Origin of the sequence: Pseudonocardia endophytica (genome assembly GCF_004339565.1) — a bacterium.
Classification (GTDB): Bacteria; Actinomycetota; Actinomycetes; order Mycobacteriales; family Pseudonocardiaceae; genus Pseudonocardia; species Pseudonocardia endophytica.
The window spans coordinates 1,889,476-1,910,197 of record NZ_SMFZ01000001.1 but is presented as its reverse complement, the minus strand read 5'-3'; the positions used below and the strand labels follow the sequence as shown (position 1 = coordinate 1,910,197).

Genomic DNA, 20,722 nt, shown 5'->3' with positions numbered 1-20,722 from the left:
CCCTGCCCATCCCAGAAAGGACCACCGTGCAGATCGGAGACCTGATCCGCCGGGCCGGGCGCCAGTACGGCGCCGCGCCGGCACTGGTCGACGGTGACCGAACGGTGTCGTTCGCCGAGTTCGACGCGCTCACCGACCGGCTCGGGCACGCGCTGCTCGCCCGTGGTCTCGCGCCCGGGGACCGGGTCGCGGTCCTCGTGCCGAACGGGATCGACGGCGTCGTCGCCTACTACGCGCTGGCCAAGTCCGGCCTGGTCCGGGTGCCGCTGAACGCCCGGGAGACCCCGCACGAGCACGCGTTCAAGATCGACGACTCGCAGGCCCGCGCGCTCGTGCACGCCGGGGCGCCGTCCGCCCAGGTCGAGATCATGATCGCGGCCGACGAGCTGCCGGGCATGATCGAGGCGGCACCGGACGGCCCGTGCGACGTCCGTCGCGACCCGGACGAGCCCCTGCGCCTGGCCTACACCGGCGGCACGACGGGCACGCCGAAGGCCGTCGTGCTCACCACCCGCAGCGAGCTGGCCGAGGTGGACAACTTCCTCGTCGACCTGCTGCCGAACCTGCGCCCGGACTCGCGGATGCTGCACGCCGCGCCGATCACGCACGGCAGCGGCGCGTTCTTCCTGCCGCATCTGGTGAAGGGCGCGGCGAACGTGATCGTGCCGAGGTTCTCGCCCCCGGCGTTCCTGGAGGCGGCGCAGAAGCACCACGCGACCACCACGTTCATGGTCCCGACCATGATCGGGATGCTGCTGGAGGACCCTGCGACGGCCGAGGCCGCGTCGTCGGGAGCTCTCGCGCTGGAGCGGCTCTGCTACGGCGGCGCCCCGATCGCGACGACCGTCCTGCAGCGTGGGCTCGACCTGCTCGGCCCGGTGTTCACGCAGCTCTACGGCCAGGCCGAGGCTCCGCTGGCGATCACCTGCCTGCAGCCGTGGGAGCACACGCCGGATCGGCTGACGTCGGCCGGCAAGCCGTACACGTTCGTCGAGGTGGACATCCGGGACTCCGAGGGGAACAGCCTCGGCGTCGACGACGTCGGCGAGGTGCTGACCCGCGGACCGCACACCATGGAGCGCTACTGGCGGCGCCCGGACGCGACGGCCGTGGCGTTGGAACCGGACGGCTGGCTGCACACCGGAGACCTGGGCCGCTGGGACGCCGAGGGCTACCTGCACCTGCAGGACAGGCGCCACGACGTGATCATCTCAGGTGGTTTCAACGTCTACCCCCGCGAGGTGGAGGACGCGCTCCTGGCACACCCCGCCGTCGTCGAAGCGGCCGTGGTGGGTCTGCCCGACGACACGTGGGGCGAACGCGTGACGGCCGCCGTCGTGCTCCGGTCCGAGGCAGATCCGGAGGACGTCCGCGAGTTCTGCCGGGGGCGGCTCGCCGGGTTCAAGCGACCCAAGGCCGTCGAGATCTGGACCGATCTGCCGACCAGCCCGGTCGGCAAGTCACTGCGACGCGAGGTGCGTGACCGCATGCTCGCGCGGAACGGGAACGAGGACCACTGATGCTCGAACCGCACCTGTTCGCGCTGCACTCCCTGACGCTGAAGCAGATGGCAGAGCCGTCCCAGCTCGCCGACATCGTCGGGGTGCCGGAGGCCGAGCTCGCGGCGCAGCTGGAGAAGGCGGAGGCCGACGGCACCGTGCTCGCCCGGAAGGGCAAGTACATGATCGGCCCGACCGGTCGCGAGGCGCTCGACGCCGCGTACCCGACGGCGTTCGCCGACCTCCGCTCGTCGGCGGCGGTGGCCGAGGCGATCGAGTCGTTCGAGACCGGCGTGAACAAGCAGATCCTGGACCTGACCACGCAGTGGCAGACGAAGGAGATCGGCGGCGAGCAGGTCCCGAACGACCACTCCGACCCCGAGTACGACGACAGGATCATCGACAAGGTCGGCCGGGTGATCGAGAAGACCGGGAAGGTGCTGCGCCCGATCGCCGACGCGGACCCGCTGATCGACCGCTTCCTGGAGCGTCTCGGCGGCGCGCTGACCCGCGCCGAGGGTGGCGAGACCGACTACGTCAGCGGCCTGCGGGTGGACTCGGTGCACACCGTCTGGTTCCAGATGCACGAGCACCTGCTGCGGCTCACCGGCCGGGAGCGCCCGGAATGAGCCCGGACATCACCGTGGCGACCGGCTACCGATGGCTCGTCGTCCCCGACGACCCGTCCGCGGAACCGAGCCGCGAGCTCGTCGGCGGCAAGGCGTGGAGCCTCTGGCGGATGCGCTCGCTCGGCCTGCGGGTGCCGCCCGCGTTCGTCGTGACGACCGAGGCGTGCGCCGCGTACTTCGCCGGTGGCGGGCTCCCGGACGGCCTGACCGACGAGCTCGAGACCGGGATCCGCCTGCTGGAACGCGAGCTGGGCCGCACGTTCGGCGGCGGCGACCGGCCGCTGCTGGTGTCCGTGCGTTCCGGGGCCGCGATCAGCATGCCCGGGATGATGGACACGATCCTCGACCTCGGCTGCACCGACGACGTCGAGCGCGCGCTGGCCGCCGAGACCGGCGACCCGGCGTTCGCGGCCGAGGTGCACCGGCGCTTCTCCGGCTTCTACGGACGGCTCGTGCTCGGCTGCACCGAGGAGCTCGAGGATCTCGAGGACACCGCGGCCGTACGTGCCGCGGTGCGGTCGGACACCGGTTCGGACATCCCACAGGACGCTTGTCAGCAGCTGCACGGCGCCGTCGCGTCCGTGTTCGCGTCCAGCCGCTCGCGGCGTGCCGTCGCCTACCGCAGGCACTACGGGATCCCCGACGACCTGGGCACGGCGGTCACCGTGCAGGCCATGGTGTTCGGCAACCTCGACGACGACTCCGGCACCGGTGTGCTGTTCACCCGCGACCCGTCGACCGGTGCGCGTGAGCCGTTCGGCGAGTACCTCGAACGCGGCCAGGGCGAGGACGTCGTCTCCGGTCGGGTGACGCCGAAGCCTCTGTCCACACTGGCCGACCACCTGCCCGGAGTGCACGCCGAGCTGCTGACCGCGGCCGACCGGCTGGACGCGGAGGGCCGCGACGCCCAGGACATCGAGTTCACCGTGCAGCACGGCGAGCTGTTCCTGCTGCAGTCCCGCCCGGCGAAGCGCACCGCGCGCGCCGCCGTGCGGATCGCGACCGCGCTCGTCGACGACGGCGTGATCACGCCGGCCGAGGCGGTCGAGCGGGTCACCGCGGAGCAGGTCCGCTCGCTGCTGCGGCCGCGGCTCGCCGACGGCGCGGCGGACGGTGCCGAGACGCTCGCCCGCGGCACGCCGGCGTGCCCCGGCGTCGCGACCGGTGTCGCCGTGGCCACGCCGGAGGAGGCCCAGGACACGCCGGACGCGGTGCTCGTCCGGCACTCCACCAGCCCGGACGACGTCCACGGCATGATCGCCGCGGTCGCCGTCGTCACCGAGCAGGGCGGGTCGACGTCGCACGCCGCCGTCGTCGGGCGCGCGCTGGACACGCCCTGCGTCGTCGGGTGCGGCGACGGGACGGTGGACGCGCTCGTCGGTCGCGAGGTCACCGTCGACGCGACGTCCGGCACGGTCCACGCCGGAGTGCTGGCGACGACGGCGGTCAGCGAGGACGGCGACGAGGACCTCGCGCGACTGGCCGCATGGGCGTCGGAGATCGCTCCGGTGCGCGTCGCGGACTCCGGCCCGGAGCCGGTGTTCGACGCGGACGCCCTACCGGCCGACGAGGTCGGCGACGCGGTCCCCGCGATCCCGCCCGGGACACGGACCGTCCGCGGAGCCGTGTTCACCTCGCCGGAGGGCGTCCGCGCCGCGGTCGACGCCGGCGTCGAGGTGATCGTGTCCGCGATCCGGCTGCCGGTGCTGCTCGCCGCGGCGGCCCACCGACGTTCCGACGAGGGAGAACGATGAGCGCCCCGACCGACCCGGACGTGCCGGAGGCCGTCACGTACCGGGAGATCCAGGAGATCCTGCGGACGTTCCGTGACTCCGGCTGGACCGGCATGACCGTGGACCTGCACGGGATGCGGATCACGGTCGGGAAGGACGGGCCGCCCCGGGGTGCCGCCGCGACGTCGGCTGCTCCGCAGGCGACGCACGCGGCCGGCCCGGCCGGCGCGGTCGCCGGCGACGGGGGCGATGATCGGCGGACAGGTCCGCATCACGGCGGATTCCCGCCCCGAACCGGACCCGATGGCCGATCATCGGATCCGACCAGCGCCGACGTGACCGCGCCCGGCGCCGGCGGTACGGCCGCGCCCGGTGCCGGCCCTCTACCGGCCGCGGCGCCGCCGGGCTCGCCCCTCGGCGGCCCGCCTCCCGCGGGTGACGCGGCCGTCGACCTGTCCGGCTGCGTCGACGTCCTGTCCCCGGCCGTCGGGGCGTTCTGGGTCGCGCCGAGCCCCGGCCAGCCGCCGTTCGTCGGGGTCGGACAGACGGTCGCGCGGGACGAGCAGCTCGCGATCGTCGAGGTCATGAAGCTGATGAACCCGGTCGTCTCGACGGTGGCGGGCACCGTCGTGCAGGTCTGCGCGGCGAACGCCGACCTCGTCGAGTACGAGCAGGTGCTGTTCCGGATCCGGCCGAGCGATGAGTAGTGCCGCCACAGCGGTCGGACTGCAGCGGGTGCTCGTCGCGAACCGCGGGGAGATCGCGGTGCGCGTCGTGAGGGCGTGCCGGTCGCTCGGGATCGGGACGGTCGTCGTCACGTCCACCGTGGACCGGGACGGGATGGCGGCCCGGCTCGCCGACCGGTCCGTCTGCATCGGACCGCCGCCCGCGGGGGAGAGCTACCTGGCGATCCCGTCGATCCTGTCCGCCGCGCTCGGGACCGGGTGCGACGCCGTCCATCCCGGCTACGGCTTCCTGTCCGAGAACCCGGAGTTCGCGGCCGCCGTCGTCGAGAACGGGCTGGTGTTCGTCGGGCCCCGCCCGGACGCCGTCGCCCAGGCCGGGGACAAGGCCAGGGCCCGGGAACTCGCGCGCAGCGCCGGCATCCCGGTGCTGGACGGCTCGCCGATCATGGACACGGCCGACGACGCGGCCCGCGCGGCCGGTGAGCTCGGCTACCCGGTGCTGGTCAAGGCCGCCGCGGGCGGAGGCGGCCGCGGGATGTCGGTCGTCGAGGACGAGACCGGGCTGCGGTCCCGCTGGCCCGCCGCGGCCGAGGAGGCACGCTCCGCGTTCGGCGACGGCCGGCTCTACGTCGAGCGCTACGTGCGGCGGGCCCGGCACATCGAGGTGCAGGTGCTCGGTGACCGGCACGGCCACGTGATCCATGTCGGGGAACGGGACTGCACGTTGCAGCGGCGCCACCAGAAGGTCGTCGAGGAGTCCCCGGCGCCGAACATCCCGGAGACCGTCCGGGCGCACATCCGCGACAGCGGGGTCGCGTTCGCCCGCGCGCTCGAGCTGGACAGCGCCGGGACCGTCGAGTTCATCTACGACGCCGACCGCGACGAGTTCGCGTTCCTCGAGTTCAACGCCCGCATCCAGGTCGAGCACCCGGTCAGCGAGCTGGTGAGCGGCATCGACCTGGTCGCGGAGCAGCTGCGCTCCGCGGCCGGGGAGCCGCTGCGGTACCACCAGTCCGACGTGGACGTCCGCGGCCACGCCGTCGAGGTCCGGATCACGACCGAGGACCCGGCTCGTGGCTTCGTCCCGAACCCGGGGACGGTCACGCTCTGGGAGCCGCCGACCGGCGACGGCATCCGCGTCGACAGCCACTGCGAGACCGGCTACCGCGTCACGCCCTACTACGACTCGCTGCTCGCCAAGATCGTCGCACACGGCCCGGACCGGACCGCGGCGATCGACCGGATGATCGCCGCGCTGGACGGGCTGAAGGTCGAGGGCGTCCCGACGACGCGCGAGTTCTGCCGCGCGGCACTCGACCATCCCGACTTCCGCGCCGGAGTCGTCACGACGGACTGGATCGCCACCCGCGGCCTGCCCGACTTCCTGGAGAAGGACCGATGAGCTACCTGAACTGCGCCCCGGAACGTCGCACGATCCAGATCATCGACCAGACGCTGCGCGACGGCCCGCAGAGCTGGTGGGGCATGAAGATGCGCCGCGACATGGGGCTGCCGATCGCCGGCGAGCTGGACCGGACCGGGTTCCACACGATCGACCTCGTCGGCAGCTCGATCTTCGAGGTGCTCGCCCGGCACTGCCGCGAGGACCCGTGGGACCAGCTGATCTCGCTGTCGAAGGCGATGCCGCGCACCACGGTCCGGGCCGGGACGCGATCCAACGGCATCGTCACGTTCGGGCTCACCGCGGACTCCGTGATGGATCTGTGGGTGCAGCGGCTCTGCGCGCACGGGATCGGCAGCTTCTGGATCTACGACGGGCTGTTCAACACCGACAAGATCGGCCGCCTGGTGAAGACGGCGCAGGCCCATGGCGCGGCCGCGATGCCGTGCATCCTCTACGCGGACAGCCCGTACCACACCGACGAGTACTACGCGGCCCGCACGCGCGAGCTCGTCGCGCTCGGCGCGGACGGCATCGAGCTGGAGGACGCGGCCGGCCTGCTCACCCCGGAGCGGACCCGCACTCTCGTGCGCGCCATCAAGCAGGCCGCGGGGGCACTCCCCGTCGAGATCCACTTCCACTCGAACAACGCGCTCGCCCCGATCAACTACCTGGAGGGTGTGCTGGCGGGCGCGGACGTCGTGCACACGGCGAGCGGGCCGCTGGCCGCCGGCGTGTCGCTGCCGTCCACCGAGAACACCGTCGCGAACCTGCGCTACGCGGGCTACGACGTCGACCTCGACGAGACCCGGTTCGCGCCGGTCGCCGAGCACCTGCGCCGCGTCGCGGAGTACGAGGACCTCCCGGTCGGGAGGCCTGCCGAGTACTCTCTGTTCCTGTACCGCCACCAGCTGCCCGGCGGCATGACCGGCACGTTCAAGGACCAGCTGAAGGCGCGCGGCATGGAGGGCCGGTTCGAGGAGGTCCTCGACGAGATGTCGCGCGTGCGCACCGAGCTCGGCTACCCGGTGATGGCGACGCCGTTCTCGCAGCTCGTCGGCACCCAGGCGGTGCTCAACATCGTCACCGGCAAGCGCTACTCGGTCGTCCCGGACGAGGTGATGATCTACGCGCACGGCTTCTACGGGCAGCCGGTCGCGCCGCTCGACCAGAACGTCCTCGACCTGATCATGGACAGCGTGAAGGCGAAGTCCTACCAGGACTGGGAGCCTCCGCAGCCGAGCCTGTCCGAGCTGCGCACGCGGTTCGGCGAGTCGATCTCCGACGACGAGCTGATCCTGCGCCTGCTCGTGCCGGAGGCCGACGTCGAGGCCATGCGGGCGACGCCCCAGCGCAACCGCGACTTCGCGCCGACGACGAAGCAGGCGCGGTTCATCCGCGAGCTGGTGGAGACGTCGGTGGGCGCGTACCTGCACATCGACGGTCCCGGCTTCGAGCTGACCCTGGAGGGGGACCACTGATGGCCGGCCCCTCCGAGCGCACCGGATCCGGGCGCACGGGCCCTGGCACGGCCACACCCGGCGGGCTGGGCGTCGGGCGGCCGACGAAGCGCCGCGCCGGGCCGGTCGCGGGCGGTCTCCAGGTGGCCGAGCCGCGGCCCGCCCTGGACGACGACGGCCGCGTCGTCGGCGTGCGGTGCACGGCGTGCCGCTACCCGGCCGCGAACGCCGGCATCCCGTGGTGCCCGACCTGCTACGCACCCGTCGAACCGGCGGTGTTCGAGCCGACCGGCGCGGCGTGGTCGTCGACGGTCGTGGCCATCCCGGTGGGTGCCCGTCGCCCGCCGTTCGGGCTCGCCTACCTGGATCTCGACGACGGCCCGCGCCTTCTCGTGCACCTCGCCGACCCGGCCGTGGTGCCGACCGGGGCGCGCCTGCGGATCACCGGGACGGACGACGGGGACCTCGTCGCGGAGGTGGTCGCATGAACGGCGCGATGCTGTGGGGCGTCGGCACCAGCATCTACGGGCTGCAGCCGGAGAAGCGGGTCGAGGAGCTCGCGTGGACGGCCGTCGCCGAGGCGATCCGCGACGCGGGCATCACCCCGGACGCGATCGAGGCGATCATCGTCGGGTCGGTGTTCGGGCCGCCCGGCGTCGCGACCCGCGTGCAGCGCGGCATCGGCATCCCTGGCGTTCCGATGTGGACGGTCGAGAACGCCTGCGCGAGCGGGACGAGCGCCTACCACGAGGCCGTCGAGGCAGTGCGCCTCGGACGGTTCGGCTGCGTGCTCGTGCTCGGCGTGGACCAGATGTCCACGTTGTTCTCCGGCGCGATCGTCCCGGAAGCGACCGACCCGGAGGGCGCGTCGTCGCTACCGCTGCCCGGCCTCTACGCGATGGCGGCGTCGCGGTACGTGCAGGAGTTCGGCGTGACGCCGGAGCAGCTCGCGGCCGTCGCGGTGAAGAACAAGCGCAACGGGCTGGACAACCCGCGCGCGCAGCTGCGGAACTCGGCACCGACCGTCGAGGAGGTCCTCTCCTCGCGGATGATCGCCGAGCCGCTGACGTTCCTGCAGTGCTGCCCGACCAGCGACGGCGCGGGCGCGCTCGTCGTCGGCCGCGATCGTGGTCACGCCGGTGACCTGCGGGTCGAGGCGTCGGCGATGGTGTCCGGCGCGTTGTGGGACCACCGCAGCGACGACGTGTGGGGCTACGCCAGCGTCGCGCGCGCGGCCGAGATCGCGTACGCGCAGGCCGGGCGCGCACCGTCCGAGATGGACGTCCTCGAGATGCACGACGCGTTCACGATCGGCGAGATCGTCACGTGCGAGGCGCTCGGTCTGGCGCCGCGCGGCAAGGGTGCGGAGCTCGCCCCGTCCGGGCACACGGCCCGCGACGGCGCGCAACCGGTGAACCCGAGCGGCGGCCTGCTGTCCCGCGGGCACCCGCTCGGAGGGACCGGGACCGCGCAGATCGCCGAGATCGCCTGGCAGCTGCGCGGCCTCGCCGGGCCGCGGCAGGTGGAGCGGCACCGGGTCGGCCTCGTCGAGACGATGGGTGGCGGAGCGGCCGGGATGGACGGCAACGCCTGCGTGGTGACGATCCTGTCGGCGCAGTGACGCGCTCGGCACCGCGCCACCGCCACCGCCACCGCCGGCCGCCGTCCGGGCCGGTGGCGCCGCTCCGGTGCTGCCCCGGGCCGGCGGCCGTGGTCAGGACACCAGCGTGGTCCGCAGCCACGTGACGGCCAGGTCGTCGACCTCGGCGGCGTGCTCGGTCTGCGGTGCGGGCTCGAGACCCGGCTCGGCCGCCAGCGCGTGTCCCATCCCCTCGACGGTGACCATGTTCGCCGGGCCGACGAACTGGCCGACCAGGTTCATCGCGGGCTGGAGGATCGACGGCTCGTCGTCGGCCTCCCCGACGATCACCCGGAGCGGCATGGTCGGCAGGTCCCCGACGCGCGCGACGAAGTCCAGCCGGCGGGCGATCGCGACGGTCTCGTGGTCCCAGGGGTACTCGACGCCGAACCGTGCCCCGTTGCGGCCTAGCCCAGCAGGGCGCGGTGTTCCTCGGGCAGAAGGTCCCACCATCGGGCACGGACCGCGGCGACGTCGTCCAGCTCACCGGGCAGGCGCAGGCGGGACAGGCCGCCGTCCGGGAACACGTCCAGGCGCAGGTGCGTCGCGGCCGGGGCGTCCGGCAGCAGGAACCGGTGCCGGGTGTCCGGCTGCACGGCGACGCGCTCGAGAAGCACCGTCCACTCGTCATCAGCACGGGAGTCTCGTGTGGACACCGACACCCAGCCGGGTGCGTTGCCGACGAACCAGGTCGTGTCCACCTCGACGTAGCGGGGGAGGCCGGGTGCGGCGAGCGCGAACTCGGCGTGGTCGTTGCCGCCGCCGCGGCGCCGCGCGTTCTCCCAGCCCTCGCCCATGTGCCGGGCCTTGCCGGGCAGGATCAGGTTGCCGGGGGAGGCGTAGAACGCGTCCGACGCGCCGACCAGGTGGCCGCCGTTCTCCGCGGCGAGCAGGTCGACCGTGCCCTCGAGGAACCGCGGGTCGGCCACGACCGTGCCCCGGACCCGCAGGCGGGCGACGCCGCCGTCGGGGTGGATGCACAGGCGTACGTGCGTGAACCGCCGCCGGTCGGTGACCGGGAAGACGTTCGCCGTGTCCCCCTTGGCCTCCGACTGTTCGACGACCGGGTGCCACGTCGCCGCCTCCAGCTCGGCGGGCGACGGGTAGCCCTCCACGGACGCGGCCTGCACGGAGATCTCCGGCGGGTAGTTCCCGCGGAAGAACGCCGTATCGACGACGACGTGGTCGATCACGCCGGCCGCGCCGAGGCGGACGATCGCCCAGTCGAAGCCGGGCTCGCGACGGCGGCGGGTCTCCCACCCGTCGTAGATCTTGCCCTTGTGCCCGAACTCGTCCGGGTCGAAGCGCGGCGCCTCCGGGCGGATCAGGTTCTCCCGCTGGGCGAACAGTTCGTCGTTCGCGGCGACGACGCTGCCGCCGAGCGCGCGCGAGGCCAGGTCGGTCAGGGTCGGGTCCGTGCTCATCGCTCTCCTGAAACGGTCGGGTCGAAGCCGCGGGTGAGATGCGGTTCATCGTTCCCCGGACGGGCCGGGGGAGCCATGGCCGTCATCTCACCCGGGATGGTCGTGACGCCGTGTGGACCGGGACGAGCTCGGCCCCGATCCGGCGGAGCAGCGCCGGTGCGTCGGCAAGGGCGGTCGCCCGGTCCGGGGCGATGGCGGCGACCGTGTACACGCCGGCGAACCCGGCGGCCCGCAGCTCGTCGTCGCCCAGGGTGCAGTCCCCGGCCACCGCGACGACCGGGATCCCGGCCGCCCTGGCGGCCCGGGCCACACCCACGGGGGCCTTGCCGTGCAGCGTCTGGCGGTCCAGGCAGCCCTCGCCCGTGACGACGAGTTCGGCGTCGCGCAGCGCGGCGGGGAACCCGACGAGCTCCAGCACGGTCTCCACGCCGGGCCGGAGCGAGGCACCGAGCACGGCCATCGCCCCGCACGGCGTCCCACCGGCCGCTCCGGCGCCGGGGACGTCCGCCACGTCGCGCCCGGCCGTCCGTGCGAGCACCGACGCCCACCGCCCCAGCGCCGCGTCGAGCTCCGCGACCTGTTCCGGTGAAGCGCCCTTCTGCGGGCCGTACACGGCCGCGGCGCCGGTGGCGCCCAGCAGCGGGTTGTCCACATCGCACGCGAACACGATCGGTACCTCGTGCGCACGTGGGTGCAGAGTGGACAGGTCGATCCGCGAGGCCCTGGCCAGCGCGGCACCACCCGGCGGGAGCTCGCGGCCGTCGGCGTCCAGCACCCGGGCCCCGAGCCCGGTGAGCAGACCGGCGCCACCGTCCGTCGTCGCACTGCCGCCGATGCCGACGACGATCTCGTCGGCTCCGGCGTCCAGCGCATGGGCGAGCACCGTGCCGAGCCCGTGCGTGGTCGCGTCGAGCGGCCGGAACGCGTGGTCCGGCAGCGCACCCAGACCGGCGACGGCCGCCAGCTCGACCAGCGCCGTCGGGCCGCGGCGGGCGTAGGTGACGGTGAGCGGCCGGCCGGTCGGGCCGGTCGCGTCCACCGTCACCGGGGCCCAGCCCGCCGCGAGTGCCGCGGCGACCGTGCCCTCCCCGCCGTCGGCGACCGGCAGCCGTCGCACCTCGCGGTGCGGGTCGGCGTCGGCGATGCCGGCGGCCAGGGCGTCGGCGACGGTGGGTGCGTCGGCCGAGCCCTTGAACTTGTCCGGCGCGACGAGGATCGCGCTCATCCCGGGATCGGGGTGACGGCCGTCGGTGCGTCCGCGGCCGTCTCGGCGAGCGCCTCGAACTCGGTCACCGCGTCGATCCCGGTGCCGCTCATGGCGATGTTGGTGACGCGCTCCAGCACGACCTCGACGACGACCGGAACCTTGTGCTCGGACGCGAGCGTGCGCGCCCGTCGCAGCGTCTGCTCAAGCAGCTCCGGGTCGGAGACCCGCAACCCGATGCAGCCCAACCCCTCCGCGACGAGGACGTGGTCCACGCCGTAGCCCTTCGGCAGGTCGCCGTCGGGGTCGGAGTTGATGTTGTCGAACCCGAGCGAGACGTTGAAGTCCATCTCGAACGCCCGCTGCGCCTGGCGGATCAGGCCCAGGTAGGAGTTGTTCACGACGACGTGCACGTACGGCAGGTTGAACTGGGCGCCGACGGCCAGCTCCTCGAGCATGAACTGGAAGTCGTAGTCCCCGGACAGCGCGACGACGGGCGTCGACGGGTCCGCGGTCACGGCACCCAGCGCGGCCGGGATCGTCCAGCCGAGCGGGCCGGCCTGTCCACAGTTGACCCAGTGTCGCGGGCGGTAGACGTGCAGGAACTGCGCGGCCGCGATCTGGGACAGCCCGATCGTCGTGACGTAGCGCGTCTCCGGGCCGAACGCCCGGTTCATCTCCTCGTACACGCGCTGCGGCTTGATCGGGATCTCGGTGAAGTGCGTCCGGCGGTGCATCGACGACTTGCGCGCCCGGCAGTCGGCGACCCACGCGCTCCGGTCCGGGAGGTCTCCGAGCGCCTTCCGGCGACGGGCCTCGTCCAGGAACCGGTCCAGCGCCGCACCCGCGTCGGAGACGATGCCGTAGTCCGGCGCGAACACCCGCCCGATCTGCGTCGGCTCGATGTCGACGTGCACGAACGTGCGGTCCGCGCGGTAGGTCGCCAGGTCGCCGGTGTGGCGGTTCGCCCAGCGGTTGCCGATGCCGAGCACGAGGTCCGACGCGAGCAGCGTCGCGTTGCCGTAGCGGTGCGCGGTCTGCAGGCCGACCATGCCCGCGGCGAGCGGGTGGTCGTCGGGGATCGCGCCCCAGCCCATCAGCGTCGGGACGACCGGCACGTCCAGCAGCTCGGCGAGCTCGACGAGCCGGTCCGCCGCGTCCGCGTTCAGCACGCCGCCGCCGGCGACGATCACCGGGCGCTCGGCCGCGCACAGCAGGTCGATCGCACGGGCGGCCTGGGCCTGCGTCGCGGCCGGGCGGTGCACCGGGAGCGGGGCGTAGGTGTCCGGGTCGAAGTCGATCTCGGCCTGCTGCACGTCGATCGGCAGGTCGATCAGGACCGGCCCGGGACGTCCGGAGCGCATCAGGTGGAACGCCTGCGCGAACGCGCCCGGCACCTGCGCCGGCTCCAGCACGGTCATCGCCATCTTGGTGACCGGCTTCGCGATCGCCGAGATGTCGACGGCCTGGAAGTCCTCCTTGTGCAGCCGCGCGACCGGCGCCTGGCCGGTGATGCACAGGATCGGGATCGAGTCGGCCGCGGCCGAGTACATCCCGGTGATCATGTCGGTGCCCGCCGGTCCGGACGTGCCGATGCAGACGCCGATGTTGCCCGGGCCGGACCGCGTGTAGCCCTCCGCCATGTGCGCGGCGCCCTCGACGTGCCGGGCGAGCACGTGGCGGATGCCTGCGCCCTCGGCACTGCGCGACCGCATCGCCGAGTAGAACGGGTTGATCGCGGCCCCGGGAACGCCGAACGCCTGCGTGGCGCCCTCGATCTCCAGGATCCGCACGGCCGCGTCGACGGCCCGCATGCGCGTCATGAGACGTCCTCCCCGTTCAGGCGTGCGATGGTCCGGAACAGCGCCGAGTGGTCGAGTCCGCCGTCGCCCGCGGCGCGGGTGGCGGCCACCAGCTGGGCCACCAGCGCGGCCACCGGGGTGACCACCCCGGCCTCGCGGGCGGCCTCGGTCACGATGCCCATGTCCTTGTGGTGCAGGTCGATCCGGAACCCGGGCGCGAACTCGCGGTCGAGCATCTTCGACGCCTTCTGGTCCAGCACGGCCGAGCCGGCGAGCCCTCCGCCGAGCACCTCGACGGCCGCGGGGAGGTCGGCGCCGTGCGCCTGGAGGAACGTGATCGCCTCGGCGACGAGCGCGATGGTGCCGGCGACGATCAGCTGGTTGGCCGCCTTCACGGTCTGCCCGGCCCCGGCCGGTCCGACGTGGACGACCGTCTTCCCGACGACGTCGAGCAGCGGGCGGGCCGCCTCCACGTCCTCGGCGGCGCCGCCGACCATGATGGACAGCGCGGCGTTCTCGGCGCCCGCCTGGCCGCCGGACACCGGCGCGTCGATCATGCGCAGACCCCGCTCCGACGCCCGCGCGGCCAGGTCGGCCGCGACGTCCGGGCGGATCGTGGAGAAGTCGACGACGAGCGTGCCCGGCTTCGCCGTGTCGAACACGCCACCGTCTCCGGTCAGCACGGCCTCGACGTCGGGGGAGTCGGGCAGCATCAGCGCGACGACTTCGGCGCCGTCGACCGCCTCGGTCACCGACGCCGCGGCACGCCCGCCCGCCTCGACGAGCGGGGCCGTCTTCTCCGGGCTGCGGTTGTGGCCGGCGACGTCGTGCCCGGCTCCGGCGAGGTGGCGGGCCATCGGCCCGCCCATGATCCCGAGGCCGATGAATCCGATGGTCGTCGTCATGCGCGCGCTCCTTCGGTGTGCGCCAGCCACGCGAACGGGGAGTCGGTGGCGGCCTTGTACTCCAGCGAGATCCGCCCGCGGTACCCGGCGGCGTGGACACGGTCCATCAGTGCGGCGATCGGCAGGTCGCCGGTGCCGGGCTCGCCGCGGCCGGGGGCGTCGGCGATCTGCACGTGCCCGATCCGGCCGGCGAACCGGTCGATCGCGGCGGCGGGGTCGTCGCCGTTCGCGGCCAGGTGGTAGACGTCGAGCAGCAGCCGGACGTCGTCGGAGCCGACGCGGTCCAGCACGGCGACCGCGTCCGCGGCCGTGCGGATCGGGTAGGCGTCGATGCCGCTGACCGGCTCGAGCAGCGCGATCGCGCCGATCGTGGCCGCGACCCGACCGGCGAGCGCCAGGTTCTGCGCCGCCAGCTCGTCCTGTTCCTCGGGGGCGACGTCGTCGGTCCGGTTGCCGTACAGCGCGTTGAACCCGGTGGTGCCCAGGCGCGATCCGATGCCGACGGCGACGTCCACGTTGTCCGCGAACGCCGCGGAGCGCTTCGGATCGGACAGGATGCCGCGCTCGCCGGCCGGCATGTCGCCGCCGTCGAAGTTCAGGCCGGACAGGGTCACGCCGGCGTCGGACACGGCCGTCACGAACTGCTCGACGTCCTGGTCGGCGGGAACGGACGAGCCGAACGGCCACCAGAACTCGACGGCGTCGAACCCGGCCGCCGCGGCCGCGGCCGGACGGTCGAGCAGCGGGAGGTCGGTGAACAGGATGGAGCAGTTGACGGTCGTGGGCAGGGGGAGGGTGATCGGCATCCGGCGTCTCCTCGTGGGTCAGGTGGGCTCGGCCAGGCCGCGGTAGGTCCGCCAGCCGCCGTGCGCGGTGATGTCGGTGAGCTCGTCCGCCTGCCGGTCCAGTACTCCCGGGCGCAGGCCGACGGCGAGGACGTCGCGGCCGTCGTCGAGCTCGATGACGGTGAGCTCGAGCTCGGGCGGCTCGTCGGGGAGGAACTCGGTGCGGATCGCGGCCAGCGGGACGTCGTAGATCTCGCCGGCCAGCGGTACGCCTCCGGTCGGGTCCTCGACCAGGGCGGGGAACGCGTCACGCACCGAGTACATGCGGTAGTGCGGGGCGGTCTTCACGGCGCCGAGGAACGGGTGGGCCGACACGTTGTGGTGGAGCCGGCCGCCGCGCATCGCGTCGCCGGAACAGAACAGTGCGGTCACCGCAACCTCCAAATTCCGCGATGTGAAATCTGTCTTTCGCTCTGTGGTAACGATGGCAGCACGGCCGATGGGGCGTGTCAAGGGTCGTCCACGTCGAGCCCGAGTGCGCCCACCCCTTGACGGCGGCGTGAGCGCCGCCATAGCGTCCATTCCGAAGAACGAGAGATACATTCCGCATCGCGGAAGTCGGCGAGAGGCGGCCCAATGACGGGACCCGGCACGACCCGCACGTCCGAGACGATCGCCCCGGCAGCTCCGGTGGCCGCGGCCGGGCTCAGTCCCCGGCTCTACAACCCCGATCTCGCGCCGACGACGGCCGAGGGCCGCCGGTGGAAGGCGTACAACATCTTCACGCTGTGGGCCGGCGACGTGCACAGCCTCGGCAACTACGGCTTCGTGCTCGGCCTGTTCGCGCTCGGGCTGGGGGCGTGGCAGATCCTGCTCGCCCTGGCCATCGGCGCGGTCCTGCTGCTCGGGCTCCTGACGCTGTCCGGCGAGATGGGCAGGCGCACCGGCATCCCGTTCCCGGTGATGAGCCGGATCGCGTTCGGCGTGCGCGGTGCCCAGCTCCCGGCGCTCGTCCGCGGCGTCGTCGCGATCGCCTGGTTCGGCATCCAGACGTACCTGGCCACCCGCGTGCTCACCGTGATGGTGCTCGCCGTGATCCCCGGCGCGCAGACCTGGGAGGACGCGTCGTTCCTCGGGCTGTCCGCGCTCGGCTGGGTCTGCTTCGTGGCGCTGTGGATCGTGCAGGTCGCGATCCTGTTGCGGGGCATGGAGGGCATCCGCCGCTACGAGGCGATCGCGGGTCCGATCGTGCTGCTCACGCTGTTGGCCCTGGCCGTGTGGATGCTCGTGCGCACCGGCACGTCGATCTCGCTGTCCATCCCGAACCCGCTCACCGGCGGCGAGATGTGGCGCAACATCCTGGCCGGTGCCATGCTCTGGACGGCGATCTACGGGACGTTCCTGCTGAACTTCTGCGACTTCACCCGCGGCGCTCCGAACGCCCGCGCGATCCGGCTCGGCAACCTCGCCGGGATCCTGGTGAACACGCTGTTCTTCGGTGCGATCGCGGTCGTGCTGGCGGGCGGCCAGCTCGCCATCGACGGGCGGGTGATCGAGAGCCCCAGCGACGTGGTCCAGACGATCCCGAACACGGCACTGCTGTTGCTCGCGTCCGCCGCGCTGCTCGTCCTGACGATCGCGGTCAACCTGATGGCCAACTTCGTGGCGCCCTGCTACGCGCTGTCCAACCTGATCCCGTCCAAATTGGATTTCCGGCGCGCCGGGATCGTGGCCGCGGTGATCGGTCTGGTCATCCTGCCGTGGAACCTCTACGACTCGCCGGTCGTCATCGTCTACTTCCTCGGTGTCCTGGGGGCTCTGCTCGGGCCGCTGTTCGGCATCGTCGCGGCCGACTACTGGCTGGTGCGCCGCGGCCGGATCGACGTCCCGGCGCTGTACTCGGAGGACGCGTCCGGGCCGTACCACTACCGCTCCGGTGTGAACTGGCGCGCGGTCGGGGCGTTCGTGCCGGCCGCCGCGATCGCCGTCGCGCTGGCGTTCGTGCCGGTGCTGGAACCGTTCGCGCCGTTCTCCTGGCCGGTCGGTGCCGCGCTGGGCGCCGTGTTCACCGTGGTCACCGCACCACGTGGGGCGACCTACGCTGCCGTGTCCGGCGAGCCGATCGCCGTCCCGCCGTCGGCGCACTAGAAGGGAGCACCGTGCGCATCCTCGTCGTCAACGTCAACACGACCGTCTCGGTCACCGACGCGATCGCCGCGTCCGCCCGCGCCGTCGCCGCACCCGGCACCGAGATCGTCGGGCTCACGCCGCGGTTCGGCGCCGAGTCCGTCGAAGGGAACCTGGAGAGCTATCTCGCCGCCGTCGGCGTCGCGGACGCCGTCGCCCGCTTCGAGGGCCCGTTCGACGCGGTGATCCAGGCCGGGTACGGCGAGCACGGCCGCGAGGGCCTGCAGGAGATGCTCGACGTGCCCGTCGTCGACATCACCGAGGCGGCGGCGACCACGGCGATGTACCTGGGACACAGGTACTCCGTGGTGACCACACTGGACCGCACGGTGCCGCTGATCGAGGACCGCCTGCTGCTGGCCGGGCTCGACCGGCGCTGCGCGTCGGTACGCGCGTCCGGGCTCGCGGTGCTGGAGCTGGAGGAGGACCCGGTGCGTGCCGTGGCCGCCATCGTGGATCAGGCCAAGCGCGCGGTCTCCGACGACCACGCCGAGGTGATCTGCCTGGGCTGCGGTGGCATGGCGGGACTCGAATCGCGTGTCCGCGACGCCACCGGCGTGCCGGTCGTGGACGGCGTGCCCGCCGCCGTCACGATCGCCGAGTCGCTGGTACGACTCGGGCTGACGACGTCGAAGACCCGAACGTACGCCGCACCCCGTCGCAAGAGGATCACCGGATTCCCACTGGAGGAGCAGTGAGCGAGCCCGCGAGCTCACCATCGGACACAGCAGTTCCGCGAACGCGGCCGACGAGCGCCGGCGAGGAGGACTCGTGAGCTACGATCTGGTCGTCCGCGGCCGCCGGATCATGACGACGGCCGGCGAGCAGCCGCGCGAGGTCGGCGTGACCGGCGGGCGGATCGTCGCGATCGAGCCGCTGGGCAACGGGCTCGACGGCACCCGTGTGCTCGAGCTCGGCGACGACGAGGTGCTGCTGCCCGGCCTCGTCGACACGCACGTGCACGTCAACGAGCCGGGTCGCACCGAGTGGGAGGGCTTCGCGTCGGCGACCCGCGCGGCCGCGGCCGGTGGTGTCACGACGATCGTCGACATGCCGCTGAACTCGATCCCGCCCACCGTGGACGTCGCGGCGCTCGAGGTGAAGCGCAAGGTCGCGGCCGACCAGGCGTTCGTCGACGTCGGGTTCTGGGGCGGGGCGGTGCCGGGCAACCAGGGTGACCTGCGCGGACTGCACGACGAGGGAGTGTTCGGCTTCAAGTGCTTCCTGCTGCACTCCGGAGTGGACGAGTTCCCGCCGCTGGACGCGGACGGCATGGAGCGCGACATGGCCGAACTGGCCACGTTCGACGCGATGATGATCGTGCACGCGGAGGACTCCCGGGCGATCGACAACGCGCCGTCGGCGGGCGGGGCGCGGTACAGCTCGTTCCTGGCGTCGCGCCCCCGCGGCGCGGAGAACCTGGCCATCGCCGAGGTGATCGAGCGGGCGCGGTGGACCGGCGCGCGGGCGCACGTGCTGCACGTGTCGTCGTCGGACGCGTTGCCGATGCTGGCCACCGCCCGTCGCGACGGCGTGCGGATCACGGCCGAGACCTGCCCGCACTACCTGACGCTGTTCGCCGAGGAGATCGCCGACGGCGCGACGACGCACAAGTGCTGCCCGCCGATCCGCGAGGCGTCCAACCGGGAGCTGCTCTGGCAGGGCCTGCTGGACGGCACGATCGACTGCATCGTCTCGGACCACTCGCCGTCGACGGCGGAGCTCAAGCTGCTCGACACCGGTGACTTCGGCCAGGCATGGGGCGGCGTGTCGTCGCTGCAGCTCGGACTGCCGCTCGTGTGGACGGAGGCGCGACGGCGGGGGATCGCACTGGAGCGCGTCGTGGAGTGGATGGCGGGGCGGCCGGCGGACCTGGTCGGGCTGTCCGGCAAGGGCCGCGTCGCGCTCGGGCACGACGCCGACATGGTCGTGTTCGCGCCGGACGACGCGTTCGTCGTCGACCCGGCACGCCTGCACCACAAGAACCCGGTCACGGCCTACGAGGGCCGCTCGTTGTCCGGCGTCGTACGCCGCACGTTGCTGGCCGGGCGGGACGTCGACGGCTCCACGCCGTCCGGACGGCTGCTGCGACGGGGCGGGATCACGACCCCGTCACCCGCTCCGGAGGGCTAGACTTCCACCATGCGGAAAGCCGATACCGAGTCCGGCGTCAACGGGGTCGTCGAGGGCCCGCCGGCTCGGTCGGGCACCGTGCAGTCCGTCGAGCGCGCCGTCGACCTGCTCGAGGCGATGGCCGAGGCCGGCGGCACGGTGAGCCTGTCACACCTGGCTGCGACGTCCGGTCTCCCGCTGCCGACGATCCACCGTCTTGTGCGCACGCTGGCCGGGCGCGGGTACGTGCGTCAGCAGTCGTCGCGGGAGTACGCGCTCGGGCCCCGCCTGGTCCAGCTCGGTGACACGGCCGGGCGCCTCGTCGGGTTGTGGGTGCGTCCGAAGCTGGCCGAGCTCGTCGAGGAGCTCGGGGAGTCCGCGAACATGGCGCTGCTGGAGGGCACGCAGGTCGTCTACGTGGCGCAGGCGCCTGGGCGGCACTCGATGCGGATGTTCACGGAGGTCGGGCGACGGGTGTCGGCGCACTGCACGGCCGTCGGGAAGGCACTGCTGGCCCTGGCCGAGCCGGAGCGCGTATCGGAGATCCTGCGCAATACGGACATGGTGGCCCACACCGAGAACACGTTCACCGACGAGGCCTCGTTCCGGGCCGAGCTGGACCGCGTCCGCGCGGCGGGCTACGCCATCGACGAGGGCGAGCAGGAGCTCGGCGTGCGGTGCGTGGCGGTCGCGCTCGACGGGACGATCCCGGCAGCCATCTCGATCTCCGGCCCGACGACGCGCATGACCGACGACCTCATCGCCTCGGCCGTTCCCCGCCTGCACGCGGCCGCCGCGTCGCTCGTCGACGAACTGGCGCGCCGGGACACCGAGCCGGCCTGAGCCGCCAGCTCATCGAACCCGCCGTGTCGGCCCGATCCCGCCCGGCCGAGTTCCCGCCGGCCGGGTTCTCGCGCGGCCGGGTTCTCGCGCGGCCGAGGTTCAGCCCGGCCGAGTTCTCGCGGGGCCGAGTTCTCGCGGGTAGAGATCCCGCGCGGCCGAGGTCCAGCAGCCGAGCTTCTGCGCCGCCCGGTTCGCGCGCCGCCCGGTTCCCGCGCGGCCGAGTTCCCTCGCGCGCCTGGTTCCCTCGCTGCCCCGCTCTCGCGCTGCCCCGCTCTCGCGCCCTGAGCTCACCCCGACCATCCCGAACGAACGGCACCTTCGAGCAATGACATTGCTCGAAGGTGCCGTTCGTTCGGATGAGGTGAGGTGAGGGGCGGACCTTGTGCGCTGGCCCAGTCCGGGACCCGGCCGC

19 protein-coding genes are annotated in these 20,722 nt (G+C 73.1%); 12 read left to right on the top strand and 7 right to left on the bottom strand.

Annotation, left to right across the window (positions count from 1 at the left end; all coding sequences use genetic code 11):
- The first annotated feature begins 26 nt into the window (after positions 1–26).
- Genes EV378_RS08515 through EV378_RS08480 form a run of 8 tightly spaced genes read left to right on the top strand, consistent with a single transcriptional unit; the run spans position 27 to position 9,030 of the window.
- A complete protein-coding gene (locus tag EV378_RS08515; RefSeq protein ID WP_132422429.1) occupies positions 27–1,520 on the top strand; it encodes a class I adenylate-forming enzyme family protein in 1,494 nt (497 codons plus the stop codon).
- Positions 1,520–2,128 (top strand): hypothetical protein, encoded by a 609-nt coding sequence (locus EV378_RS08510; RefSeq protein WP_132422427.1) that lies wholly within the window; start codon positions 1,520–1,522, stop codon positions 2,126–2,128. The genes EV378_RS08515 and EV378_RS08510 overlap by 1 nt, the downstream gene beginning before the upstream one ends.
- Positions 2,125–3,882 carry a pyruvate, phosphate dikinase gene (locus tag EV378_RS08505; RefSeq protein ID WP_207908611.1) on the top strand — a complete coding sequence of 586 codons (1,758 nt, stop codon included), beginning with the start codon at positions 2,125–2,127 and terminating at the stop codon, positions 3,880–3,882. Before EV378_RS08510 ends, EV378_RS08505 begins: the two co-directional genes overlap by 4 nt.
- On the top strand, positions 3,879–4,568 hold the full coding sequence (locus tag EV378_RS08500; RefSeq protein ID WP_165922193.1) for an acetyl-CoA carboxylase biotin carboxyl carrier protein: 690 nt from the start codon (positions 3,879–3,881) through the stop codon (positions 4,566–4,568). Before EV378_RS08505 ends, EV378_RS08500 begins: the two co-directional genes overlap by 4 nt.
- On the top strand, positions 4,561–5,949 hold the full coding sequence (locus tag EV378_RS08495) for an acetyl-CoA carboxylase biotin carboxylase subunit (protein ID WP_132422425.1): 1,389 nt from the start codon (positions 4,561–4,563) through the stop codon (positions 5,947–5,949). The genes EV378_RS08500 and EV378_RS08495 overlap by 8 nt, the downstream gene beginning before the upstream one ends.
- Positions 5,946–7,430 carry a carboxyltransferase gene (locus EV378_RS08490; RefSeq protein WP_132422423.1) on the top strand — a complete coding sequence of 495 codons (1,485 nt, stop codon included), beginning with the start codon at positions 5,946–5,948 and terminating at the stop codon, positions 7,428–7,430. The genes EV378_RS08495 and EV378_RS08490 overlap by 4 nt, the downstream gene beginning before the upstream one ends.
- A complete protein-coding gene (locus EV378_RS08485) occupies positions 7,430–7,897 on the top strand; it encodes a Zn-ribbon domain-containing OB-fold protein (protein ID WP_207908610.1) in 468 nt (155 codons plus the stop codon). Before EV378_RS08490 ends, EV378_RS08485 begins: the two co-directional genes overlap by 1 nt.
- On the top strand, positions 7,894–9,030 hold the full coding sequence (locus tag EV378_RS08480; protein WP_132422421.1) for a thiolase family protein: 1,137 nt from the start codon (positions 7,894–7,896) through the stop codon (positions 9,028–9,030). Before EV378_RS08485 ends, EV378_RS08480 begins: the two co-directional genes overlap by 4 nt.
- Before the next feature lie 93 nt (positions 9,031–9,123).
- Here EV378_RS08480 and EV378_RS08475 read toward each other — a convergent pair whose 3' ends face one another.
- The 7 genes from EV378_RS08475 to EV378_RS08445 form a co-directional block, all read right to left on the bottom strand.
- Entirely contained in the window at positions 9,124–9,351 is a 228-nt protein-coding gene (locus EV378_RS08475) for a hypothetical protein (protein WP_132422419.1), read from the bottom strand.
- A gap of 104 nt (positions 9,352–9,455) precedes the next feature.
- Positions 9,456–10,472, bottom strand: a complete 1,017-nt coding sequence (gene alc, locus EV378_RS08470) for an allantoicase (RefSeq protein WP_132422417.1) — start codon at positions 10,470–10,472, stop codon at positions 9,456–9,458.
- Between the two features lie 82 nt (positions 10,473–10,554).
- On the bottom strand, positions 10,555–11,697 hold the full coding sequence (locus EV378_RS08465) for a glycerate kinase (protein ID WP_132422416.1): 1,143 nt from the start codon (positions 11,695–11,697) through the stop codon (positions 10,555–10,557).
- Positions 11,694–13,499, bottom strand: a complete 1,806-nt coding sequence (gene gcl / locus EV378_RS08460) for a glyoxylate carboligase (protein ID WP_132422414.1) — start codon at positions 13,497–13,499, stop codon at positions 11,694–11,696. The genes EV378_RS08465 and gcl overlap by 4 nt, the downstream gene beginning before the upstream one ends.
- Entirely contained in the window at positions 13,496–14,383 is an 888-nt protein-coding gene (locus tag EV378_RS08455; RefSeq protein ID WP_132422412.1) for an NAD(P)-dependent oxidoreductase, read from the bottom strand. Before EV378_RS08455 ends, gcl begins: the two co-directional genes overlap by 4 nt.
- Entirely contained in the window at positions 14,380–15,189 is an 810-nt protein-coding gene (locus EV378_RS08450; RefSeq protein WP_132422410.1) for a hydroxypyruvate isomerase family protein, read from the bottom strand. Before EV378_RS08450 ends, EV378_RS08455 begins: the two co-directional genes overlap by 4 nt.
- Positions 15,190–15,207: 18 nt before the next feature.
- The gene (locus tag EV378_RS08445) at positions 15,208–15,600 is read right to left on the bottom strand and encodes an allophanate hydrolase-related protein (protein WP_132422408.1); all 393 of its coding nucleotides are present in this window, start codon (positions 15,598–15,600) and stop codon (positions 15,208–15,210) included.
- 204 nt (positions 15,601–15,804) lie between these two features.
- Here EV378_RS08445 and EV378_RS08440 point away from each other — a divergent pair, with 204 nt between their 5' ends.
- The 4 genes from EV378_RS08440 to EV378_RS08425 all read left to right on the top strand — a co-directional run bounded on the left by EV378_RS08440 (position 15,805) and on the right by EV378_RS08425 (position 20,310).
- Positions 15,805–17,316: an NCS1 family nucleobase:cation symporter-1 gene (locus tag EV378_RS08440; RefSeq protein WP_132422406.1), complete on the top strand. Its 1,512-nt coding sequence runs from the start codon at positions 15,805–15,807 to the stop codon at positions 17,314–17,316.
- 11 nt (positions 17,317–17,327) lie between these two features.
- Complete coding sequence (locus tag EV378_RS08435; protein ID WP_132422404.1) at positions 17,328–18,053, top strand: aspartate/glutamate racemase family protein; 726 nt, start codon at positions 17,328–17,330, stop codon at positions 18,051–18,053.
- 73 nt (positions 18,054–18,126) lie between these two features.
- Positions 18,127–19,488 (top strand): allantoinase AllB, encoded by a 1,362-nt coding sequence (allB, locus tag EV378_RS08430; protein ID WP_132422402.1) that lies wholly within the window; start codon positions 18,127–18,129, stop codon positions 19,486–19,488.
- A 9-nt stretch (positions 19,489–19,497) separates the two neighbouring features.
- Complete coding sequence (locus EV378_RS08425) at positions 19,498–20,310, top strand: IclR family transcriptional regulator (protein ID WP_132422400.1); 813 nt, start codon at positions 19,498–19,500, stop codon at positions 20,308–20,310.
- Positions 20,311–20,722 lie beyond the last annotated feature (412 nt).

Bases quoted from the DNA above. Each gene is read 5' to 3' on its own strand.
- EV378_RS08475 (WP_132422419.1), bottom strand. From the start codon at position 9,351: ATGCCGCTCCGGGTGATCGTCGGGGAGGCCGACGACGAGCCGTCGATC.
- EV378_RS08510 (WP_132422427.1), top strand. From the start codon at position 1,520: ATGCTCGAACCGCACCTGTTCGCGCTGCACTCCCTGACGCTGAAGCAG.
- EV378_RS08450 (WP_132422410.1), bottom strand. From the start codon at position 15,189: ATGCCGATCACCCTCCCCCTGCCCACGACCGTCAACTGCTCCATCCTG.
- EV378_RS08495 (WP_132422425.1), top strand. From the start codon at position 4,561: ATGAGTAGTGCCGCCACAGCGGTCGGACTGCAGCGGGTGCTCGTCGCG.
- EV378_RS08440 (WP_132422406.1), top strand. From the start codon at position 15,805: ATGACGGGACCCGGCACGACCCGCACGTCCGAGACGATCGCCCCGGCA.
- EV378_RS08480 (WP_132422421.1), top strand. From the start codon at position 7,894: ATGAACGGCGCGATGCTGTGGGGCGTCGGCACCAGCATCTACGGGCTG.
- EV378_RS08485 (WP_207908610.1), top strand. From the start codon at position 7,430: ATGGCCGGCCCCTCCGAGCGCACCGGATCCGGGCGCACGGGCCCTGGC.
- EV378_RS08465 (WP_132422416.1), bottom strand. From the start codon at position 11,697: ATGAGCGCGATCCTCGTCGCGCCGGACAAGTTCAAGGGCTCGGCCGAC.
- EV378_RS08500 (WP_165922193.1), top strand. From the start codon at position 3,879: ATGAGCGCCCCGACCGACCCGGACGTGCCGGAGGCCGTCACGTACCGG.
- gcl (WP_132422414.1), bottom strand. From the start codon at position 13,499: ATGACGCGCATGCGGGCCGTCGACGCGGCCGTGCGGATCCTGGAGATC.
- EV378_RS08455 (WP_132422412.1), bottom strand. From the start codon at position 14,383: ATGACGACGACCATCGGATTCATCGGCCTCGGGATCATGGGCGGGCCG.
- alc (WP_132422417.1), bottom strand. From the start codon at position 10,472: ATGAGCACGGACCCGACCCTGACCGACCTGGCCTCGCGCGCGCTCGGC.
- EV378_RS08425 (WP_132422400.1), top strand. From the start codon at position 19,498: ATGCGGAAAGCCGATACCGAGTCCGGCGTCAACGGGGTCGTCGAGGGC.
- EV378_RS08490 (WP_132422423.1), top strand. From the start codon at position 5,946: ATGAGCTACCTGAACTGCGCCCCGGAACGTCGCACGATCCAGATCATC.
- EV378_RS08505 (WP_207908611.1), top strand. From the start codon at position 2,125: ATGAGCCCGGACATCACCGTGGCGACCGGCTACCGATGGCTCGTCGTC.